Origin of the sequence: Streptosporangium sp. NPDC001559 (assembly GCF_042893955.1) — a bacterium.
Classification (GTDB): Bacteria; Actinomycetota; Actinomycetes; order Streptosporangiales; family Streptosporangiaceae; genus Streptosporangium.
In genome coordinates, this window is record NZ_JBIAVG010000001.1 from 440,039 (window position 1) to 459,582 (window position 19,544).

Sequence of the window (19,544 nt, forward strand, 5' to 3'; positions counted from 1 at the left end):
CCCACAGGGCCCGTACGGGATCGTACGGGCCCTGTGAAACGGGTGGATCAGACCTCGGCGTTCCTGGGGTCGCCGTGGCAGCGCTTGTACTTCTTGCCGGAGCCGCAGGGGCAGGGGGCGTTGCGCTCGACGTTGCCGTAGGCGTCGCGCTCGGCCTTGGTGCTGACCCTGGTGTGCTCGACGTCGCCGCTCTCGCCGGGCGCGGAGTATTCGAGCTCGGCCGGGCGCTGCGGACCGCGCAGGCCCCGGGCGATGATGGAGCGGGTCTCGGCGATCGCCTCGTCCTCGTGCTCCTCCTGCTCCTCGACGATCGGGTTGGTCTGGACCTCGACCTCAAGGTTGAACAGGTAGCCGACCGACTCCTCCTTGATGCCGTCGAGCATCTGGGAGAACATCTCGAAGCCCTCGCGCTGGTACTCGATCAGCGGGTCGCGCTGAGCCATCGCGCGCAGGCCGATGCCCTCCTGGAGATAGTCCATCTCGTAGAGGTGCTCACGCCACTTGCGGTCGAGGACCGACAGGATGACCCTGCGCTCCAGCTCCCGCATGGTCTCGGCGCCGAGTTCCTCCTCGCGGCGGTCGTAGGCCGCCGTCGCGTCGGCCTTGACCTTCTCGGCGAGGATCTCGGCGGTGAGCTCCTCACGGCCGCCGACCTCCTCAAGGAGGTCGTCCAGGCCGAGGGTGATCGGGTAGAGCTGGCCGAGCGCCTTCCACAGCTTGTCGAGGTCCCACTCCTCGGCGAAGCCCTCCGCAGTCGCGCCGCCGACGTACTCCTCGATCACGTCGTTGACGAAGGTGCGGATCTGCTCCTGTAGGTCGGCGCCCTCAAGCACGCGGCGACGCTCGGCGTAGATCACCTTGCGCTGCCGGTTCATGACCTCGTCGTACTTCAGAACGTTCTTGCGGATCTCGAAGTTCTGCTGCTCGACCTGGTGCTGGGCGGAGGCGATGGCCTTGGAGACGATGCCCGACTCGATCGGGACGTCGTCCGGGATGTTCAGCCGCGTCATGATCATCTCGACCCTGGCCGAGTTGAACAGGCGCATGAGGTCGTCCTCAAGCGAGAGGTAGAAGCGCGACTCGCCCGGGTCGCCCTGACGGCCGGAACGACCGCGCAGCTGGTTGTCGATACGCCGCGACTCGTGGCGCTCGGTGCCCAGCACGTAGAGGCCGCCGAGTCCGGTGACCTCCTCGTGCTCGGCCTGGACGGCCTCCTTGGCCTTCTCCAGCGCCTCGCCCCAGGCCTTGTCGTACTCCTCCGGAGTCTCGACGGGGTCCAGGCCCCGGCCGCGCAGCTCCAGGTCGGCGCGGAAGTCGGGGTTGCCGCCGAGCATGATGTCGGTGCCTCGACCGGCCATGTTGGTCGCGACGGTCACGGCGTGCTTGCGGCCCGCCTCCGCGACGATCGACGCCTCACGCGCGTGGTTCTTGGCGTTGAGGACCTCGTGCTTGACGCCCTTGCGATTGAGCTCCCTGGACAGGCGCTCGGACTTGGCGACGCTGGTGGTGCCGACGAGGACCGGCTGGCCCCGCTCGTAGCGCTCCTTGATGTCCTCGACACAGGCCAGGAACTTGGCGTCCTCGGTCTTGTAGACCACGTCGGCCTGGTCCTTGCGGATCATCGGCCGGTTCGTCGGGATCGGGACGACGCCGAGCTTGTAGGTCTGGTGGAACTCGTTGGCCTCGGTGGTCGCCGTTCCGGTCATGCCGGACAGCGTGGCGTAGAGGCGGAAGTAGTTCTGGAGCGTGATCGTGGCGAGAGTCTGGTTCTCGTCCTTGATCTTCACGCCCTCCTTGGCCTCGATGGCCTGGTGCATGCCCTCGTTGTAGCGGCGGCCGTGCAGGACTCGACCGGTGAACTCGTCGACGATCAGGACCTCGCCGTCGACGACGATGTAGTCCTTGTCCTTCTTGTAGAGCTCCTTGGCCTTCAACGCGTTGTTGAGGAAGCCGACCAGGTGGGTGTGCTCGGGCTTGTAGAGGTTGTCGATGCCGAGCCAGTCCTCGACCTTCTCCACACCGGACTCGAAGATGCCGACGGTGCGCTTCTTCTCGTCGACGGAGTAGTCGCCGGTGTTCTCCTCGCCGTCCTTGCCCTCGGTGCCCCTGCGGAGCCTGGGCACGATCTTGGCGAACTCGGAGTACCACTTGCCCGACTGCTCGCCGGGACCCGAGATGATCAGCGGCGTCCTGGCCTCGTCGATGAGGATCGAGTCGACCTCGTCGACGATGGCGAAGTTGTGGCCGCGCTGGACGCACTCCTCCAGCGACCAGGCCATGTTGTCGCGCAGGTAGTCGAAGCCGAACTCGTTGTTCGTCCCGTAGGTGATGTCGCAGTTGTACTGCTTGCGGCGCTCATCCGGCGGCATGTTCGCCAGGATCACCCCGACCTCAAGACCGAGGAAGCGGTGGATGCGCCCCATCTCGTCGGCGTCACGCTTGGCCAGGTAGTCGTTGACCGTGATGACGTGGACGCCCTTGCCCGAGATGGCGTTGAGGTACGCCGGGAGCGTACAGGTCAGGGTCTTGCCCTCACCGGTGCGCATCTCGGAGATGTTGCCCATGTGCAGGTTGGCCCCGCCCATGATCTGCACGTCGAAGTGGCGCTTGCCCAGGACGCGCTTGGAGGCCTCGCGAACGGTGGCGAAGGCCTCGGGCAGCAGGTCGTCGAGGGACTCGCCGTCGGCGTGACGCTGCTTGTACTCGGCGGTGAGGGCGCGCAGCTCCGCATCGCTCAGACCGATGAAGTCGTCCTCAATGGAGTTGACCTGGTCGGCGATCCGCTTGAGCTTACGCAGAAGCTTGCCTTCGCCTGCGCGAAGAATCTTATCGAGAAAGGCTGGCACTTTAGGTAAGGCTCCTCGCAGGTCTTCCGTGGCCGGACGGCTCCGGATGAGGACGAGTCATAGTTCTCCGCTGCCATCGTAGGCGGTTCCACCACCCGACACAGCCACCTGAAAGACGCTCTTCGTGTCCACGGAGTTCCCAGCACCCTATTCATAGAGGCTAGTGCTCACTTTAAAGGGTATGTCGCTTTGCAGAGATGTATGACGATGAGTCAGGCCGTACGGCGCGTCGCGCTCGGACCCCGACGCCCCCGATGACACCGGCGTAGCATTTTCGTCGGTGTGGCGCGCTAGCCTCTGGGCCATGCTGACGTGTTCTCTCCCCGCCATCCGGCCATGACGCTCACCCTCTCCACGGACGAGGCCCGCCGGATCATCCTGCACGCCCAGGGGTTCCTGGGGGCCGGCGCCCGGCGCGCGGGCGTCGGCGCCACCCTGCGCCGCCTCGGGGCGGTCCAGCTCGACACGATCTCCGTCCTGGCCCGCTCCCACGAGCTGATCGCCTACGCCCGTCTCGGTGCCGTCGGCAGGGCGGAGATCGAGCGGGCCTACTGGGACGAGCCCGCCCGCGCCTTCGAGTACTGGTGCCACGCCGCCTGCGTCCTGCCGATCGAGGACTGGCCGCTGTACGCCTTCCGCAGAAGGCACATGCGCTCCTGGAAGCACCGCAGGGACGACGTCCCCGCGACCATGGACAAGGTGCTCGACCAGGTCCGCGAGGCCGGCCCCGTCACCGTCGCCGACATCGGCGGCAGCAGGAAGGGCGGCGGCTGGTGGGACCGGTCGGACACCAAGATCGCCATCGAGTGGCTGCTCAACGTGGGCGAGGTCGTGTGCACCCGCCGTACCGGATGGCGGCGTGTCTATGAGCTGGCCGAGCGGGCGGTGCCCGCCCACCTGCTGGCCGAGGACCTCTCCGACGCCGAGTGCGTCACCCGTCTCGCCACGGTCGCGGGCCGCGCGCTGGGAGTGGCGACCCGCGCCGACCTGGTTGACTTCCTCCGGCTTCGTGCCCCGGAGGCGGCGCTGCTCGACGCCGCGCTGCTTGACGGCTCCGCGGGGCTCACCCCCGTGAGCGTCCCCGGCTGGCCCGAGCGCTCGGTGAACGCGTGGGCCGACCCCGTGGCCCTGGAGACCGAGCCGAAAGGACACCACCGTACGGCTCCGCTCTCGCCGTTCGACTCCCTCGTCTGGGACCGCGCCCGCACCGCCAGGGTCTTCGGCTTCAGCCACCGGCTTGAGGCCTACGTCCCCAGGGACAAGCGCGTCCACGGTTACTTCACCATGCCGGTGCTCTCCGGCGGCCGTCTGATCGGCAGGATCGACCCGGCCCGCCAGGGGACGACGCTGGTCGCGCGGCAGGTCGGCGTCGAGGAGGGCGTCAGCCCGCGCAAGGCCGCCCAGGGGATGGCCGAGGCCCTGTGGGAGGCCGCGAGCTGGGTCGGCTGCGACGACGTGCGTGTCGACCGTGTCGATCCCCGGCTCGCCGTGCCGCTGTTCGAGGCCCTGATGCGCTGAGCGCTCGGACCGGGGTTCCGGCCGGGTCCGTGGGACCCGGCCGGAACCGGCCGTCAGGTGATCTCCAGCATCCGTTCTCGCACCGCGTAGACCACGGCCTCCATCCTGGAGTGGAGTTGCAGCTTGTCCAGGATGTTGCGGACGTGGTTCTTCACGGTGTTCTCCGAGATGAACAACTGCTTGGCGATCTCGCGGTTGTTCATGCCCTTCGCGACCAGGCGGAGCACCTCCATCTCCCGCTCCGTCAGCCTCGGGACCGGGAGCTGGGGGGGACGCTCCGCCTCCTTGCGGCTCATGTTGGCGAACTCGGTGATCAGCTTCGCGGCCATGGCCGGATTGATCAGCGACTGCCCTTCGTGAACGCCGCGCACGGCCTCGGGGACCTCGTCGAGCTGCACGTTCTTCAGCAGGTAGCCGGTGGCACCCGCCTTGATCGCGTCGAAGAGGTCCTCCTCCTCGTCGCTCACCGTGAGCATGATGATCCGCGTGCTCGGCACCGAGGCCTTGATCTCACGGGCGGCCTCGATACCGCTCCTGCGCGGCATACGGACGTCCATGAGCATGACGTCCGGGGTGAGACGGTCGGCGAGCTCGATCGCTTCCTGCCCGTCGCTCGCCTCACCCACCACCTCGATGTCCGTCTCCGCGCTCAGCGCCATCTCCAGGCTTCGGCGGATCAGCGCGTGATCGTCGACGATCAGCACGCGGATCGGGTCGCCTCGCCTGGCAGGGCGGGTCGCTTCGTCGGGTTCCGTCACGCCTCCTCCTCGGGGGGCCAGAGCCGTTGGACCGCCATGATTACACGGGTTTCAGGTCCTAGGGTTGGTCGGAGAGGATCTTCGAACGCGACCGTCAGGATTCGACGAGCCGCAGCACGCCGTAGTTGTAACCTTGCCGGAGGTACACGACGCTCGGCTGCCCGCTCTCCTTGTCACGGAACAGGTAGAAGTCGTGTCCGACCAGCTCCATCTCCAGGAGGGCCTGGTCGACGGTCATCGGCTCGGCCTGGTGGTGCTTCTCCCGCACCACCAGCGGGCCGTCGCCGTCCATCTCGATCGGGACGATGGCCTTGTCCTCGGAGTGATCGGCGTCGTCCCCACGCCTGCGGGTCCCGTTGAGGGAACCGGTGTCCGCCCGCACGGCGTCGGCCTCGGCGGACTCCGCGAGCGCGGTGGCGGTCGCGGTCAGCTCGGCGACGGAGGGAGGGCAGTGGTTGCCGTGGTGGACCTTGCGCCGGTCGGCCAGGCGCCTGAGCCTTCCCTCAAGCTTGCCGATGGCGATGTCGAGGGCGGCGAAGCGGTCGTCTGCGGCGGCCTCGGCGCGGACGGCCGGACCCCGCGAGTGGATGGTCAGCTCGACCCGCTCGCGTGATCCGTTGATCCGCTCGTTGGTCTCCCTGGTCACCTCCACATCAACGCTGATGAGCTTGTGGTCCAGACGCTCGATCTTGGCCAGCTTGGTTGTCACGTGGTCTCGGAATCGGTCACTCACTCCGGTGTGCCGACCCTTGACGATGATTTCCATGCACAGCCCCCCTTCGAACCTCGACGGTGGTACAGCGGCACCCGCTCGGCCGACCTGGTCTTCGTCCCCACATCCGCCTGCTGAGGGTTTCGCAGCTCTTTGCCACTACATGCCCTTCTCTTCTGGCGAGGAACATCTGGCTCCTCGGGAAGGCAGGACTTACCTCTAAGCCGCACCGTGATCGACCGACGAAAAGTCGTCTTACGTGGACCGTTTAGCCTGCGGCTGGCATCGGCTAGCCAGGCCGGCCCCCCTGAGGGAGTCGGTCCGGCGCAACCACGGACCCGAGCGGGTGCCATGGCACAGACGCTATCCGCATCGGGGCCGAATGTCAGCCTGGGAGACCGCCCGAACCTCACGTTGTGTGATCTCCAGGGGAGGTCTCCCGCCGGAGAGCGCCGCCAGGATCGGGCGATATCCCCATATATGGGCACTCCCCATATCCATCCATCAGCGGTGAACTTCCACCGGGAGCAGGGGAGATCCGACGTCATGGTGACGCGCCGGCCTCCCTGCCCTCTCACCCTCGGTGACGATCGCGGGGCCGCTCCCATCGGCGTGTCGCGGCGACCGTCGCGGCCAGACGCACCGGGACCCCGGCCGCGCCCAGCGCCCTGGCGGCCTCCGCCAGGGTCGCCCCGGTGGTGACGATGTCGTCGACCAGCACAACCGCCCCTGGGCCACCCCAGAATCCCGGCACAGAGCCGTTCCGGCCGGCCATAACCCTGAATGCCCCGGAGAGGTTCGCGGCCCTCTGCGGCGAACTCAGCCCCGCCTGGTCGGCGACACGGCGACGTTGCAGGAGCGGTCTCTCCACCGTCGCGGGCCACCCCGCCGAGCGGAGGTAGGCCGCCGCCAGGGTGGCGAGCCGGTTCACCGGATCGTGCCCGCGCCGCCTGCCCGCCGAGCGCGCGCTGGGCACCGGGACGAGGACGACGGGCCGCCCGCCCGCCCCGGCGGCGACCGCCAGCGCCAGGGCGCCCGCGAGCGGGGCGGCCAGCGCCGTACGGCCGTGCTCCTTGTAGGCGAGCAGGGCCCGCCGGACGGCACCGGAGTAGTCGGCGGCCGACCAGCACTCGGGCAGGCCGGGCGGGGACGGGTCGGGCGTCCTGCGCTCGGGCTCGCCGTGCAGCAGCGCGGCGCAGCGGGGACACACGAGGGCGTCCGCCGCGCCGCATCCGGCACAGCGCGCGGGCAGGACCAGGTCGAGCAGAGCGGTCGGCACGGAACCAACCGTGCCAGGAGCCACCGACAAACCACGGGGACGGGCGTTCAGTCCAGCGGGTAGGCGGGGAAGGCCGGTCCCTGCTCGGCGAAGTCCGTCCTGCCGTTCTCGTTCTTGACCCGGGGCTCCCACTTGGAGGAGGTCCAGTAGAGGATCTGCCGCTTGCCGTCGTCGTCGACCGCTCCGGCCAGCAGGGAGCCGTCCAGTGCGGTGATGTTCTGGATCCCCGTGTTGGAGGGCAGCGACTTCGACTCGCCGGTGAGTGAGACCTCAAGCAGGTCGGACTTGTCGGTCAGGACGTAGAGGGTCTTGCCGTCCTTCCAGGCGATGTCCCTGATCTTCTGCTTGTCCTCGACCGGCACCACGACCTGCAGGTTCGTGATGCGGGTCGCGCCACCCCTGCCGATCACCGTGCCGACCTTGACCTGCTCGCCGGTGCCGTCCCGCACGACGACCGCGACGTGCACGCCGTCCCGCGCGACCTTGAGCAGGCTGACGTGGACGGTGTCCAGGTCGGGGGCCGAGACCGCGTACCGCTGCCCGTCGCGGATGCGGATGACCCTGGAGGTGTGGTCGTCGGGGCGCTCGACCGTCCACAGCGTCTGGTAGCGGTCCCAGCACGGCGGGGCCAGCGACCGTCCCGTCGCCCACTGCCGCCACTCGCCACCGGTGGCCAGCGGCGCGACCGAAAGCGCCGTGCCGTTCTGGGAGAGGGCCGCCACCTGGGCGTGGGCGCTGATCGCCATGTCGGTTCTCGTGCCGTCCTTCTCCCCCGCCTTGCCGAGCACGGGCTGGCCGGTGTTGTCCTTGCCCAGCAGCCACAGCGCGTCGTCGGCCACGTAGTACGGGTAGATCTCGCCGGGCGCCATCCAGGGGTCGAACCTCGTCTGCTCCTGGGCGTCGACGGTGAGCGGGTTGTCGGTGTAGTACGGCTCACCCCTGACCCTGACCTCGAAGCCCCAGCCGCCCTTGGTCAGCCCGGCGAGCGTCCCGGCGAGCTGGGCCGTCATCGGCCCGACGAGGTCGGGGGCGACCCGGTTGGTCAGGTCGACCACGACGCGGTTGTCCTCGGTGGTGACGTCGATGAGCCTGGTGCCGTCGAACGCCGAGCGCACCGCGCCCTTGAGGGAGCTGCTCGGTCCCTGAAGCAGCCGTTCGACGGTCGTCTTCGCGAAGTTGGAGGCGGGGTCGATCGGCACCCTGACCTGGTCGATCACCAGGCCCTTCTCCTCGGCGTCGAGGAAGTAGAGGTCGACCTTGAGGTAGGCGCGCTCGGCGTCGGCCTCCGACAGCAGCAGCCCCGGGGGCGCGCTGTCGATCCGCCAGCCGTTGGCCCCCTTGACCAGGACGAAGGGCTCGTTCAGCGGTCCGCCGCTCGGCCGGTAGCGGCCGTCCTGGTCGATGAGCGCCGTGACGGTCCCCTTGAGGGTCACCCGGGTGTCCTTCTCCCCCTCCCCGACCTGCACGACCGGGGGCTCGCTCTGCCGGTAGACCGTCACCCCGCTCTGCGGGTTCCAGGTCCTGGCGAAGGAGTCGGTGAGGTATTTGCGCGCCACCTCACGCCCGGGGTCGTCCACGCTCGCCATGGCGGCCTTGAACCCGTTGACGACGTCGGCCGCCGACCAGTCGGCGCTCGGCGCCACCGCGATCACCCGCGCGTAGGGGTCGCCGAGCGGGTTGCCCTTGTGGCCGTTCTCCCCCACGGTCGAGTGCATCCCGACGGGGATGACCGAGCAGGAGGCCAGCCCGCAGGCCAGCGTGGCCACCAGGGCCGTCACCCCCGCGCGGGCCCTGAGAGTCCTAGTCGGCATCGCGTCCCCCGTCGGCCACCGCCGGAGAGAGCACCGGCGTCATCTGTCCCCGCCACGTGCGCCGCATCTCCACCTCCGGCGGCACCAGCGGCAGCGGCGAGCCCCGCAGCGGCGCCCCGGCGGCTCTGGGCAGCGAGAGCCTGAACTGCGAGCCCTCCCCCGGCGCTCCCCACGCCTGCAGCCAGCCGCCGTGCAGCATGGCGTCCTCGCGGGAGATCGCCAGGCCGAGGCCGGTGCCGCCGATGGTCCGCGCCCGGGAGGGGTCGGCCCGCCAGAACCGGTCGAAGACCATGTTCTCCTCTCCCGGTTTCAGGCCGACCCCGTGGTCCCGTACGGCCACCGCGACCGCGTCCCGGTCGGCTCCGACGGAGACGACGATGTCGCGGCCCTCGCCGTGCTCGATCGCGTTGAACAGCAGGTTGCGCAGGATGCGCTCGACTCGGCGGCTGTCCATCTCGGCCATGCAGGGATCGCCGGGCAGGCGCAGGTCGAAGCGGGTCGAGTGGCGTTCGGCCAGCGCCTCGGAGTCGGCGACCGCGCGCAGCACCACGTCCCTGATGTCCACCGGCTCGATGTCCAGTTCGGCGGCGCCCGCGTCGTAGCGGCTGATCTCCAGCAGGTCGGCGAGCATCGACTCGAACCGGTTCAGCTGGTTCTGCATCAGCTCGGCCGAGCGCGCGGCCATGGGGTCGAAGTCCTCGCGGGCGTCGTAGAGCAGGTCGGCGGCCATCCGCACGGTGGTCAGCGGGGTGCGCAGCTCGTGTGAGACGTCGGAGACGAACTGCCGCTGGACGTGGGAGAGCTCCTCCAGCTGGTGGATCTTCAGCGCCAGCGTGGTGGCCATCTCGTTGAAGGAGGCGGCCAGGCGGGCCAGGTCGTCCTCTCCCCTGACCTTCAGGCGCTCGTCGAGGTGCCCGTTCGCCAGCCGTTCGGCCGCCTGGCGGGCCAGCCGTACGGGGGTGACGACCTGGCGGGTCACCAGTGAGGCGATGGCCGCGAGCAGCAGGACCAGGGCGGCGCCGACCAGGATGAGCATCTGCCTGACCGAGGTGAGGTTCTTCTCCTCCTCCTCGAGCGGGATCAGGTGGTAGATCTCGTAGCCGTCGTCCAGGCCGGTGCCGTAGGTGTCGAGCCGGGTGCCGATCACCAGGCCGCGCACCGGCTCGGGCCTGCCCATGTAGCGCAGGTTCCAGTACTGGGTGCTGTCCTCGTCCGCGGGCTTCCTGAGCACCTCCTCGCGCAGCTTGGGAGGGATGCTCGCCGGGTCGATGTTCGTGGTGCCGTAGAACTCGCCCGGCCGGTTCTCGTTGCGGACGATCACCGAATATCTCACCGCGGGTCCCGCCCGTGCCGCCAGGGCCGCCAGCGCCCGGCCGAGCGGGCTGTCCTCGCCCTGCTGCGCCCCCTGGCCGGGGTCGGTCGACTGCTTCGAGGTGTCGCCGTCCTGCTGGTTCAGGTAGACGAGTACCGCCTTGCGGTCGGCCTGCGCCTCGCTGCGCGCCGCGCGGTCCCTCGCCCCCAGGATCGTCGCGCTGATCGACTGCATGAGGAAGACGCCGAGCACGGCGACGACCACGATGGAGATGACCATCGTGCTGGTGACCACGTGCAGTTGCAGCGAGCGCCGCCAGACCCTGCGCACGCCGCCCACCGCGCGCCGTGCCCTGCGCCGTCCCCCCCTGACGATCTGCGGGAGGGTACGGCGGCGCCTCTTCTGGGTGGGCATCTCGGGAGTCCCGGGGAGGCCGCAGGCCTAGGCCGGACCGGCCTTGTAGCCGACGCCGCGCACGGTCACCACGATCTCGGGGTGCTCGGGATCCTTCTCGATCTTGGCGCGGAGCCGCTGGACGTGCACGTTGACCAGGCGGGTGTCGGCCGCGTGACGGTAGCCCCAGACCTGTTCGAGCAGCACCTCCCTGGTGAAGACCTGGCGCGGCTTGCGGGCCAGGGCGACGAGCAGGTCGAACTCGAGCGGGGTGAGGTTGATGGTCTCCTCTTCGCGCTTGACCGAGTGCCCGGCGACGTCGATGGTGATGTCGCCGATCTGCAGGATCTCCGGCGTCGGCTCGTCCGTTCGGCGCAGCCGCGCGCGGACCCTGGCGACCAGTTCCTTGGGCTTGAAGGGCTTGACGATGTAGTCGTCGGCGCCGGACTCCAGACCGAGGACGACATCGATGGTGTCGCTCTTGGCCGTCAGCATGACGATCGGCACGCCGGACTCGGCGCGGATGCGCCGGCACACGTCGATGCCGTCGGCCCCGGGAAGCATCAGATCCAGCAGCACCAGATCCGGGCGGGTGTCACGGAACGCGTCCAGCGCCTTGTCCCCATCGGAGACAAAGGAAGGCTCGAAGCCCTCCCCGCGTAGCACGATGCCGAGCATCTCGGCGAGAGCGGCGTCGTCGTCGACGACCAGCACGCGTCCTTTCATGGCCCCTCATTCGTTTTACGCAGTTTGGGAGTTTTTGGGGTAAACGGCACGGCTGTCGAAGATTACCCTCGCCGGACCACCGGATGACACAGTCTGACCACCAGACATCCGAATGCCGAATTTTAGGCGCACACGACGTAAAGCGCGTAGTAGCACCCCCACGCGGCGTAAGCCCCCCACGTGGCCACCTTCGGCCACGGCGCCCTCGGGCACCGGGTCGGCGACGGTCACGGTCCCAGTCTGAGGTAAACGACACCGTCTCGGCCATCCCTGGGACGGACCCGGCCACCCCGGGCGGTGAAACCGCGCCGTGATCTCCCGAGCAGCCCAAGCAGTGGGGCCACATGTCAGGATTGGGATATGTCAGACGGACACGGCTCCACTCCCGACACCCCATCCGGCTGGGCGTCCAACCAGCCCCCGCCGTACGGCGACGCCCAGGGAACGCCGTGGGCCGCGCCCGGATCGGGGCCCGGCGGACCGTCGCCGTCCCAGCCCCCGCCACAGTACGGGCAGCAGCACGGGCAGCAGCAGCCGCCCTCCTCCCCGCCTCCGCCGTACCAGCAGCACCCCGGACACCATCCCGGGCAGCAGCCGTACCAGGGGCAGCCGTACCCGCCGGGACAACCACATCCGGGGCAGGGCCACCCCCCGCCTCCGTACGGCTACCAGCAGCCGCCTCCCGCGCTGCGGCCCGGGATCATCCCGCTGCGCCCCCTCGGCGTGGGCGACGTCATCGACGGCGCGATCAGACTGATCCGCTCCAACCCCAAGGCCGTGCTCGGCCTGTCCGCGATCGCCGCGGCGCTCGGCGCCATCCCGGTCGCGATCGGCCAGGCCCTGACCTTCGGCAGGATGGGCGACGCCCTCAGGAACAACGACCCCACGGCGCTGGAGGCCCCGGGGCAGGGCGACTTCCTCGTCCAGTACGGCGGTTCCCTCATCTCCTACGCCGTGCAGTTCGTCGCGGTGACCCTGCTCAGCGGCGTGCTGACCCGCATCCTCGGCCGCGCCGTCTTCGGCGGGAAGATCACCACCGGTGAGGCGTGGCGGTTGACCAGGGGACGGGTGCCCACCCTGTTCGGGCTGGTCGCCATCGAAGCGGGCATCCTGCTGCTGCCGCTGGCCGCGGTCGTGGCGCTGCTGTACGCGACCGCCGTCTCCGGCATCGACCTCGGGGCGTTCGTGCTGGTCATGGTGCTGGTGATGATCCTCTACATGGTCTACGCCGCCTTCATCACCACCCGGCTCGTGCTCGCGGCGCCCGCCGCGGTGCTGGAGAAGACGAGCGTCATGGCCTCGCTGAGCAGGTCGTGGCGGCTGACCCAGGGCAGTTTCTGGCGGCTGTTCGGCATCCTGCTGCTCACGAGCATCCTCGCGGGCCTGGTCGGCCTGGTGATCTCCGTCCCGTTCTCCTTCGCCGCGGCCTTCGTCGCCCTTCTCGGGACGGGCGGAGCGAGCGGGGCGGGCGTGCAGATCCTCGTCGCGGTCCTCTTCGCCATCGGCGGGACCGTCGGAGCGATGATCACCTACCCGTTCCAGGCCGGGGTGTACGGCCTGCTCTACGCCGACCGCAGGATGCGCGCCGAGGCCTTCGACCTGGTGCTGCAGACCGCGGCCATCGAACAGCAGCGCCAGGGGTGGGTGCACGCCTCCGCCGACGACCTGTGGAGCTCCTCCGCCACCCCCGGGCAGCCGGGCCAGGGAGCCCCGTGGCCGGGCCGCTGACGGCGTCGGCGCTCACGGTCCCCGTCGACATCGATCGCGGACGGGCGGCGGGTGAGGCGATCCGCGAGCTGCTCAAGGCCGAGTACGCCAAGGAGAACGTCGTCGACCGCGTCATGCGGGTCGTCAACCAGTTCCTCGGCGACCTGCTCGACCAGGAGGCGGCAGGCACCGTGGGCAGCGTGATCGCGTGGATCGTCCTGGGCGTGATCGTCCTGGCCGCGCTCACCGCGGTCGTCCTGGTCGCCCGCAGGACGGCCGGGCGTGGCTCCACCAGGCGGGAGGGCGTCTTCGGCGACGGCCGCCGCAGCGCGGCCGAGCACCGGCAGGCGGCGGAGCACCTGGCCGCGCGGGAGCAGTGGGCCGAGGCGATCCGCGAACGGCTCAGGGCCGTCGCCAGGGACCTGGAGGACCGCGTCGTCATCGACCCGGCGCCCGGCCGTACCGCCGACGAGCTGGCCGTCGAGGCGGGGCGCGCGCTGCCCGGCCTGGCCGCCGACCTGGCCGCCGCCGCGCGGATCTTCGACGACGTGACCTACGGCGAGGTGCCGGGGACCGCCGCCGCCTACGAGGTCATGCGCGACCTCGACGAGCGCCTGCGCACCACCCGGCCCGTGTTCGCCCCCGAAACCTCCCAAACCTCCAAGGTGGCCGTCCCGTGAGCTCCCAGACGGGCCTGGCCCCCGTGAACGCCCCCGGGGAGCCGACGCCGACCTCGCCGACCGCGAGGAGCCTGTGGCGCGGCGGCAGAGGCGCGCTGCTGATCGCCCTCCTGGTCGTGCTGGTGGCCGTCGGCGGGGTACTGCTCGGCGGCGGCCGGGGCGAGGGCAGGCCGCTCGATCCGGAGAGCACCTCGCTGTCCGGGGCGAGGGGCCTGGCGCAGCTGCTGCGGGCCGAGGGCGTCCAGGTCGTCAGGGTCACCTCCGTGACCGAGGCCGTCGAGGCCGCCGGAACCCCGAAGGCCCCCGGCGGCAGCATGCTGCTGCTCGGCGACACCTCCTTCCTCACCGAGGAGGAGGCCGACCAGCTGGCCGCGACTCCCGCGGACCGGCTGGTGATCGGCGCCCAGCCGTACCTCGGCAGGCTGGCCCCCGGCGTCACCCCAGGCCCTGAGGCGCGGACGCGCTCGCGCGAGCCGCGCTGCGCGCTGCCCGCCGCGGCCAGGGCGGGCAGCGCCTACCTGGGCGGGCCGACCTTCACCGCCCCCTCGTGGGCGACCGGCTGCTACCCGGCGGACGGCTCCCCCTCCCTGGTCAGCTACGAGGAGGCGGGCCGTACGATCACGGTCGTCGGCGACGGCCAGTTCATGAGCAACCTGCGCCTGACCGAGGACGGCAACGCCGCGCTGGCGATGAACCTGGCCGGGACGCGGCCCACGCTGGTCTGGCTCGTCGCCCCGGAGACGCCGCCCACCGTGAGCGCCACGCCTCCGACCCTGTACGACCTCATCCCGTCCGCGGTTGTCTGGGCCGTCGTGCAACTGGCCGTCGTGGTCCTCCTGCTCGCGCTCTGGCAGGGCCGCAGGCTCGGTCCCGTGGTGACCGAACGCCTTCCGGTCGTGGTCAGGGCGGCGGAGACCGTCGAGGGACGGGCCAGGCTCTACCGGGCGAGGCGGGCCCGTGACCGGGCCGTCTCGGCCCTCAGGACGGGCTTCGTCGACCGCGTGACCCCCAGGCTCGGACTGCCCGCGACCGCGGGCCCCGAAGCCGTGGTCGGCGCGATCGCCGAAAGGACCGGTCAGCCCGCCGCCTACGTGGGCTCCGCCCTGTACGGCCGGGCACCGGCGGACGAGGCCGGGCTGATAGCCGTGGCCGCATACCTTGACATGTTGGAAAGGCAGGTCAGAGAGTCGTGAGCGAGCGCAGCGAGCCGGGCGCCGGATACCCCGATCCCGGGACCGGCGGCGACCCCGCGGGCACGCCGCCGGGCAACGGCGGTCAGGGCGGCACGCCGTCCCCGGGGCCCCAGGCGCCCTTCCCCGGCGGCCAGGGCGGCTTCGCGGCGCCCCCCGCCCCGCCTCCCGGACCGCCCGCCTCCTTCCCCGCCGGGCCCGCCGGGCCCGCTGTGCCCCCTGGGCCCCCTGCGCCCCCCGTCGCGGGGACCGACAGGGCGCGTGAGGCACGTGAGGCCCTCAGCGCGCTGCGCGCCGAGGTCGCCAAGGCCGTGGTCGGGCAGGACGCGGTGGTGACCGGGCTGGTCATCGCCCTGCTCTGCCGGGGGCACGTGCTGCTCGAAGGCGTACCGGGCGTCGCCAAGACCCTGCTCGTCAAGACGCTGTCCGCCGCGCTCTCCCTGGACTTCAAGCGGGTGCAGTTCACCCCGGACCTGATGCCCGGCGACGTCACCGGCTCCCTGATCTACGACGCGAAGACCTCGGAGTTCGAGTTCAGGCAGGGCCCGGTCTTCACCAACCTGCTGCTCGCCGACGAGATCAACCGCACGCCTCCGAAGACGCAGGCGGCCCTTCTTGAGGCGATGGAGGAACGCCAGGTCAGCGTCGAGGGCAGGGCGCGCGCGCTGCCCGAGCCGTTCATCGTGGCCGCGACCCAGAACCCGGTCGAGTACGAGGGCACCTACCAGCTCCCCGAGGCACAGCTCGACCGGTTCCTGCTCAAGCTGACCGTGCCGCTGCCCGCCCGCGACCAGGAGATCGCGGTGCTGGAACGGCACGCGCTCGGCTTCGACCCGCGTGACCTGTCCCACGTCAGGGCGGTCGCCACCGTCGAGGACCTGGACGCCGGACGGGCGGCCGTCAGCCAGGTGCACGCCGGACCCGAGGTGCTCGGCTACATCGTGGACATCGCCAGGGCGACCCGCCAGTCGCCGTCGCTGCAGCTCGGCGTCTCACCACGTGGCGGCACCGCGCTGCTCGCAGGCGCCCGCGCCTGGGCGTGGCTCTCCGGCCGTTCCTACGTGACTCCGGACGACGTCAAGGCCCTGGCCAGGCCCGCGCTGCGGCACAGGATCCAGCTGCGCCCCGAGGCCGAGCTAGAGGGCGCGACCGCGGACGGCCTGATCGACGCCATCCTCGCCTCCGTCCCCGTCCCCCGCTGACCGTGGCACCCATCGTGGCGAGGACGCGCGAAGGAGAGGGCGAGGCGGTGCGGGCATGGCACTGACAGGACGGGCCGCGCTGCTGGCTCTGCTGGGGACGCTGGTCGTGCTGTTCGCGCCCAGGCCCGGCCTGGCGGTCGCCGCCGTCGCGCTGCTGCTGGTCGCGCTGGTCGCGATCGACCTGGCGCTGGCCGCGGGCGTGCGACCGCTGCGCCTGAGCCGCGCGGGAGACCGCCTGGTACGGCTCGGCGAGACCGCGACGGTCGAGCTGATCGTGGAGAACCCCGGCCCCCGCAGGGCTAAGGGGCTGCTCAGGGACGCCTGGCCCCCGTCGGCAGGGGCGGCTCCGCGCCGTTTCGTCCTCGACGTCCCTCCCGGGGAGCGCCGCCGCCTGGTCACGACGCTCACCCCGTCCCGCAGGGGGGACCGGGAGGCGGTCACGGTCACCGTGCGGACGCTGGGCCCGCTGGGCATCGCGGGCCGCCAGGGCTCCCACAGCGTGCCGTGGTCGGTCCGGGTGCTGCCGCCGTTCCTCAGCCGTAAACACCTGCCCGCAAAGCTGTCCAGGCTCAGGGAACTTGAGGGCAGGCACCCCTCGATGATCAGAGGGCAGGGCACCGAGTTCGACTCGCTGCGCGAGTACGTGGTCGGTGACGACGTCCGTTCGATCGACTGGCGGGCGACCGCCCGCCGCCACGACGTGGTGGTCCGCACCTGGCGTCCCGAACGCGACCGCCGGGTGCTGATCGTCCTGGACACCGGGCGCACCTCGGCGGGGCGGGTCGGCACCGCCCCGATCCCGCTCGCGGGTGAGCTTCCCCGGAACCGGGACATCCCTGGTGGAACCGGGGTCGCGCCCGGCTGGCCGCGCCTCGACTGGTCGATGGACGCGGCCCTGCTGCTGGCCGCGCTGGCCTCGCGGGCGGGCGACCGGGTCGACTTCATGGCCCACGACCGCGCGGTGCGGGCCTGGGTCTCCGGCACGGGCCGTGGCGACCTGCTGTCCACCCTGGTCAACACCATGGCCCCGATCGAGGCCGAGCTGATCGAGGCCGACTCGGCGGACATGGTCTCGGCCGTGCTGTCCAGGGCGAAGCGGCGCTGCCTGGTCGTGGTGCTCACCGACCTGAACCCGGCCTCGCTCGAGGAGGGGCTGCTGCCCGTGCTCCCCCAGCTCTCCTCCCGGCACCTGGTACTGCTGGCCGCCGTCTCCGACCCCCAGGTCACGGCGATGGAGGCCGGGCGCGGCACCGCCGAACTGGTCTACAACGCCGCGGCGGCCGAACGGCACAGCGCCGAGCGGCGCAGGATCACCGCCCGGCTCAGGCGGCACGGCGTCGAGGTCGTCGACGCCGCCCCCGAGCAGATCGCCCCCGCCCTCGCCGACGCCTACCTCGCCCTGAAGGCCGCGGGCCGCCTGTGATCCGGTCCCCGGGCTCCTATCCGGCGCTCGGGGCCAGGTCGGGCGCCCGTTCCAGGTCTCCGGTCTCCCCGGCGGCCACGGCACGGCGGCCGAAGAAGATCACGTAGGCCAGGAAGGCCGCCTCCGCGACGACCCCGATGCCGACGCGTGCCCAGGTCGGCAGGCCGGAGGGGGTGACCAGGCCCTCGATGAGCCCGGAGACCAGCAGGACGACGACCAGGCCGAGCGCCACGCTCACCACGGCTCTGCCCTGCTCCGCGAGGACCTCGCCCCGCCCGCGCGGTCCCGGGCTCACGACCGTCCAGCCCAGGCGCATGCCGACGGCGGCGGCCAGGAAGACGGCGGTCAGTTCGAGCAGGCCGTGCGGGGTGATGAGCCCGAAGAAGACGTCCAGCCTGTCGTGGGAGGCCATCAGCCCGGCGGAGACGGCCACGTTGGCCGCGTTCTGCCACAGGATGTACGGGATCGGCAGGCCGAGCAGGATGGCCATCACGATGACCTGCATCGAGACCCAGGCGTTGTTGACCCAGACCTGACCCGCGAACGAGGCCCCGGGGTGCTCCGAGTAGTAGTCGGCGAAGTCGTGCTCGACGAGCTGACGGATCTCCTCCGGCGTGCCGACCGCGGCCTGGACCGCGGGGTCACGCGCGACCCAGACGGCCATGACCACCGAGACCAGCAGGAACGCCCCGGTCGTCGCGATCCACCACCAGCGGGCGCGGTAGGCGACCACGGGGAAGGAGACCGTGAAGAAGCGGACGAACTCCCGCCAGGCGGGGGTGTGCGCGCCGGTCACCGCGGAACGGGCCCTGGCCACCAGCGCGGAGAGCCGCCCGACCAGGAACGGGTCCGCCCGGCCTGAGCGCACGATGGACAGGTGCGTCGCGACCCTCTGGTAGAGCTCGACGAGTTCGTCGATCTCGGCGCCGTCCAGCGACCTGCGGCGCCGTACCAGCTCCTCAAGGCGGTCCCAGACGGGGCGGTGCGCGTTGACGAAGGCGTCGATGTCCACCGGGAAAGCCTAATGCCGTACCCGGGAACCCTTCTTGACCTCAAGGGGGGTTGAGGTTCTAGATTCGGGGGCCTGTGGAGTGGTCGAGCCGGACGGGGGCGGGACATGAACCAGGCGGGACGCGGCTGGGACGGCGAGGCGCTGGATCTGGCGGCCTATCTGGCGCGGATCTCCTTCGAGGGGGACCTCGCGCCGACCGCGCGGACGCTGCGCGCCCTGCAGCGGGCGCACGCGGCCGCGATCCCCTTCGAGAACCTGGAGGTCGTGCTGGGCCGCCCGGTCCTCCTCGACCTCGAAACCCTTCAGGACAAGATGGTGCGCGGGGCACGCGGCGGCTACTGCTACGAGCACACCCGGTTGTTCGCCGCGGCGCTCGAACGGCTGGGGTTCGGCGTGACGGGGCTCGCCGCACGGGTGCGGATGGGCTCGGACAGGCTGCGGGCCGCGACGCACGCGCTCCTGCTGGTCGAGGTGCCCGGGTCCCCGGAAAGCAGGTGGATCTGCGACGTCGGCTTCGGCGAGGGACCGACCGAGCCGATCGAGCTGGTCGAGGGCGCCGAGTCGGAGCAGGACGGCCGGCGCTTCCGGCTGGAACGGGCCGGGCAGGAGTGGGTGCTGAACTCCCTGCGCGGCCCCGCGGACGGCTGGCTCGACCTGCACTCCTTCACTCTCGACCCGCGCCACCCTGTCGACTACGTCATGATAAATCACTACATCTCAACTCATCCGAACTCGCCGTTCGTCAACCGTCTCGTGGTCAGGCGGCCCGGCCCCGGGGTCCTGTACGGCCTGCTGGGGACCACACTGACCGCCCACCGCCCCGACGGCTCGGCCGAGGAGCGGCACCTCGAACCCGGCGAGGTGCCGAAGGTCCTTGAGGAGACCTTCGGCGTCCGGCTCGGCCCCGCCGACGCCGCCGCCCTCACCGCCCGTCTCTCCTGACCCGTCCCCGCCCCGTTCGCGCGAGCCGTACCG

15 protein-coding genes are annotated in these 19,544 nt (G+C 70.9%); 7 read left to right on the forward strand and 8 right to left on the reverse strand.

Annotated features, from left to right (window positions below; genetic code table 11):
* Positions 1-47 precede the first annotated feature (47 nt).
* Complete coding sequence (gene secA, locus ACFYY8_RS01955; RefSeq protein WP_390036175.1) at positions 48-2,846, reverse strand: preprotein translocase subunit SecA; 2,799 nt, start codon at positions 2,844-2,846, stop codon at positions 48-50.
* 336 nt (positions 2,847-3,182) lie between these two features.
* On the opposite strand from secA, the gene ACFYY8_RS01960 reads away from it, so the two are divergent.
* Positions 3,183-4,364 carry a winged helix-turn-helix domain-containing protein gene (locus ACFYY8_RS01960; protein ID WP_390036177.1) on the forward strand — a complete coding sequence of 394 codons (1,182 nt, stop codon included), beginning with the start codon at positions 3,183-3,185 and terminating at the stop codon, positions 4,362-4,364.
* Positions 4,365-4,417: 53 nt separating this feature from the next.
* Here the strand turns inward: ACFYY8_RS01960 and ACFYY8_RS01965 are convergent, their stop codons facing one another.
* The 6 genes from ACFYY8_RS01965 to mtrA form a co-directional block, all read right to left on the reverse strand.
* A complete protein-coding gene (locus tag ACFYY8_RS01965) occupies positions 4,418-5,122 on the reverse strand; it encodes a response regulator (protein ID WP_390036179.1) in 705 nt (234 codons plus the stop codon).
* A 94-nt stretch (positions 5,123-5,216) separates the two neighbouring features.
* Positions 5,217-5,888 carry a ribosome hibernation-promoting factor, HPF/YfiA family gene (gene hpf / locus ACFYY8_RS01970; RefSeq protein ID WP_390036181.1) on the reverse strand — a complete coding sequence of 224 codons (672 nt, stop codon included), beginning with the start codon at positions 5,886-5,888 and terminating at the stop codon, positions 5,217-5,219.
* A gap of 520 nt (positions 5,889-6,408) precedes the next feature.
* Positions 6,409-7,113, reverse strand: coding sequence for a ComF family protein (locus ACFYY8_RS01975; protein ID WP_390036183.1), 705 nt, complete (start codon positions 7,111-7,113; stop codon positions 6,409-6,411).
* Positions 7,114-7,160: 47 nt separating this feature from the next.
* Positions 7,161-8,924 carry an LpqB family beta-propeller domain-containing protein gene (locus ACFYY8_RS01980; protein WP_390036185.1) on the reverse strand — a complete coding sequence of 588 codons (1,764 nt, stop codon included), beginning with the start codon at positions 8,922-8,924 and terminating at the stop codon, positions 7,161-7,163.
* A complete protein-coding gene (mtrB, locus tag ACFYY8_RS01985; RefSeq protein ID WP_390036187.1) occupies positions 8,914-10,650 on the reverse strand; it encodes an MtrAB system histidine kinase MtrB in 1,737 nt (578 codons plus the stop codon). The genes ACFYY8_RS01980 and mtrB overlap by 11 nt, the downstream gene beginning before the upstream one ends.
* A gap of 27 nt (positions 10,651-10,677) precedes the next feature.
* Positions 10,678-11,355: an MtrAB system response regulator MtrA gene (gene mtrA / locus ACFYY8_RS01990; RefSeq protein ID WP_030907316.1), complete on the reverse strand. Its 678-nt coding sequence runs from the start codon at positions 11,353-11,355 to the stop codon at positions 10,678-10,680.
* Positions 11,356-11,715: 360 nt separating this feature from the next.
* On the opposite strand from mtrA, the gene ACFYY8_RS01995 reads away from it, so the two are divergent.
* The 5 genes from ACFYY8_RS01995 to ACFYY8_RS02015 all read left to right on the forward strand — a co-directional run bounded on the left by ACFYY8_RS01995 (position 11,716) and on the right by ACFYY8_RS02015 (position 17,557).
* Positions 11,716-13,083 (forward strand): glycerophosphoryl diester phosphodiesterase membrane domain-containing protein, encoded by a 1,368-nt coding sequence (locus ACFYY8_RS01995; RefSeq protein ID WP_390036189.1) that lies wholly within the window; start codon positions 11,716-11,718, stop codon positions 13,081-13,083.
* Positions 13,068-13,742, forward strand: a complete 675-nt coding sequence (locus ACFYY8_RS02000; RefSeq protein WP_390036191.1) for a DUF4129 domain-containing protein — start codon at positions 13,068-13,070, stop codon at positions 13,740-13,742. The genes ACFYY8_RS01995 and ACFYY8_RS02000 overlap by 16 nt, the downstream gene beginning before the upstream one ends.
* Positions 13,739-14,935, forward strand: coding sequence for a DUF4350 domain-containing protein (locus ACFYY8_RS02005; protein WP_390036193.1), 1,197 nt, complete (start codon positions 13,739-13,741; stop codon positions 14,933-14,935). Before ACFYY8_RS02000 ends, ACFYY8_RS02005 begins: the two co-directional genes overlap by 4 nt.
* A gap of 209 nt (positions 14,936-15,144) precedes the next feature.
* The gene (locus ACFYY8_RS02010) at positions 15,145-16,134 is read left to right on the forward strand and encodes an AAA family ATPase (protein WP_390036921.1); all 990 of its coding nucleotides are present in this window, start codon (positions 15,145-15,147) and stop codon (positions 16,132-16,134) included.
* A 55-nt stretch (positions 16,135-16,189) separates the two neighbouring features.
* Positions 16,190-17,557 (forward strand): DUF58 domain-containing protein, encoded by a 1,368-nt coding sequence (locus ACFYY8_RS02015; RefSeq protein WP_390036195.1) that lies wholly within the window; start codon positions 16,190-16,192, stop codon positions 17,555-17,557.
* Positions 17,558-17,573: 16 nt separating this feature from the next.
* On the opposite strand, the gene ACFYY8_RS02020 is transcribed toward ACFYY8_RS02015, so the two are convergent.
* Positions 17,574-18,569 carry a stage II sporulation protein M gene (locus tag ACFYY8_RS02020; RefSeq protein WP_390036197.1) on the reverse strand — a complete coding sequence of 332 codons (996 nt, stop codon included), beginning with the start codon at positions 18,567-18,569 and terminating at the stop codon, positions 17,574-17,576.
* A 105-nt stretch (positions 18,570-18,674) separates the two neighbouring features.
* On the opposite strand from ACFYY8_RS02020, the gene ACFYY8_RS02025 reads away from it, so the two are divergent.
* A complete protein-coding gene (locus ACFYY8_RS02025; RefSeq protein WP_390036199.1) occupies positions 18,675-19,511 on the forward strand; it encodes an arylamine N-acetyltransferase in 837 nt (278 codons plus the stop codon).
* The last annotated feature ends 33 nt before the right edge of the window (positions 19,512-19,544 follow it).